The sequence below is a fragment of the Luteibacter sp. P4_E6 genome (genome assembly GCF_056401535.1).
The window spans coordinates 1-2,236 of sequence record NZ_JBFUJE010000599.1 but is presented as its reverse complement, the minus strand read 5'-3'; the positions used below and the strand labels follow the sequence as shown (position 1 = coordinate 2,236).

The following is a 2,236-nucleotide window of genomic DNA, read 5'->3' as shown; positions in this document are numbered from 1 at the left end:
GTCGTTTCCATAGCTTGCTCCATACGAATAACCTCACGATCGACAAGTTGCGGCACGACGCACAGGGCGACGTGCCGCGGATCATGCGGACTCGCGGGTTCATCGACGGCCCGTGTCCGGGCGCCGGGTGGCGTGATTGACGAAGAGATTCGCGGCGACGCGATCTGCCGGCCCGCGTGGCTCGGGGCCTCGTGGGAACGGACAATAACCTGATACGGAGCGGCGTCGCCGCGTTTCGTCAACCGGTACTGCGACGGATGCAGAAGTCCCGGTAACCGATGGGGATGCCGCCTGGGGGGTTCGGCGGGCGAGCGACTGCCGTATGATCGATGTCAATCACGATTGACTCCTGCTTAGTTGATTGTGGCCAGCGGTTCGGGGGTGTTCTCAGCACCCTCGGGCCGCGCTTCTCACCGCATCGAGCGATGGTTGTCTGTGACGCATGCATAGGCGAATGCACAGACAACGAGGCGACCGTAGCAAAACAATGTTGAGTTGTCTGTAGGTGCTCGCAGCAATTGACGTGAGGTGCTGGATTTTTCCGAAAGTCCTCACCTTGTTGCTTTCGTCGCGGCAGCTTTCCATGTAGCTAAATGCCTTGTTTTGCGGGCCGGAATCATCATCGCGCCGAATGATTCGACCGACCGTGGCAGCATCCGCGTTTTGGATGCAGCGGGAATGGGCATGATGCCTCGGTCATGGCGGTGGGGAGCGGGCTTGGGAGGTGTCGGTGCACTGGCGATCGCACCGTATCTGGCTGGCGCATGCATCCTCATGACGTTAGGCCTGCCCTTCAAGCAGCTGAGCTACGGCGTGGCGTATGCGTATTGGCAGGCACTCGATCTGCCGGCCTTCGCGCCATTCGCCACGCGCATCCGCTGGGCGGGTGGTATCGGTTTCATGCTTGCGCCACTCACTTGGGTGGTCTGTCTGATCGTTGCCTCGCGGCATGGTCGTGCACTGGCACCGTTGCACCGCGTCCCCGTTTTCCTTCAGCCTGCGGAAGTGCCGCGTGACGGCACCTGGATGCGGTCTCATCAGCCCATCCTCACCGCTTACGGATTTCGTCGCCTGCGTCTGCCAGCGGGCGAGTCCCTCTTGCTCGCCGCGCAGGATTATCCCGCGACGCATGGCGTCCTCAAGCGTGCCTTACGCGAGGTTCGGGGACCGGTGCTGGTCATCGACCTGGACGGCGCGATGTATCAGGCGACGTCCGGCTGGCGCGCGTCGAGGGGCGAGGTCGTTCGCCTCGCACCGTTCGGTGGCGGTGCACCCTGGAATCCGTTGGCCGACAGCTGGACGCGCGATGGGCTTCGCCACGATGCCCTCGATGCGTTGGCGGCGTGCTGGTACCCCGAACGGCATCGCGAGGATCGCGTCCTCGTCAGTCACGTGCGAGCCGTGTTCCGTGGCCTGATCGCCGCTGTGGACGAGGTGTTGCGTGCGGCGGGCGAGCGCGTGCCACCGGCACCGGGCGACCTCTGGCGACTGCTTGCGCTGAGCCATGGCCGCCTCGATCGCGATGTTCTTTCGGAACTCGCGAAGCAGTCCATGCTGAGCATGGCGACCCGCGATGCACTGCGCGCGTGTGTGGCACTCGACGACGACACCCTGGCGCGGGCGTCGGAGCGCCTGCGTGGATCGTTGAACGTTTTCGCTTACACACACATCGACGCGGGAACGCGTGGCACCGGGTTGTCACTGACCTCGCCAGCGCAGGCGACGGTGTATCTGCATGTTCCGTACGCCAGCCGGCACGATGCGATACCGATCATCGAGGCCCTGGTGGCGCAGTGGCGTGAGCGGGTGCCGCACGAGGATGCACTGGTCGTGGTCCACGGACTGGATCTGCTGCCTGCATTGCCCTTCCTTCAGTCCACCGATGAGCGCCTTCGTTGTATAGCCTCGGTGCGCAGTGTCGCCGCGCTCTTCGAGTCCTACGGCCACGCGGAACGGGCGCTGATGCGCCGCTTCGGTGTCATCGCCATGCATGCGCCGCGCGAACGGGTCCATGCGGAACGCGAAGCGGCGGCGTTGACGCGTCACGTGGCCTATCGCCATGCGAACGCTCAGACGACCTACGCCAAGGCATTACGCACCGAGCAACTGTTGACGCTGCGTCGCGGCGAGCAAGTCGTCTTCGCGCCCTTGTTATCCCATCCCCTGCGTTGCCGAGTCGTCGGTACACGCCGCCGTGCGCCCGCACCACCCTTCGCTATCCAAGGAGAGCCCATGC

Annotated in this window: 1 protein-coding gene; it reads left to right on the top strand. The window is 64.2% G+C overall.

All coding sequences use genetic code 11. The features are described 5' to 3' along the window. Positions 1-684 precede the first annotated feature (684 nt). The coding region (locus tag AC1DT2_RS21280; protein WP_477298566.1) for a type IV secretory system conjugative DNA transfer family protein at positions 685-2,236 on the top strand (1,552 nt) is incomplete at its 3' end.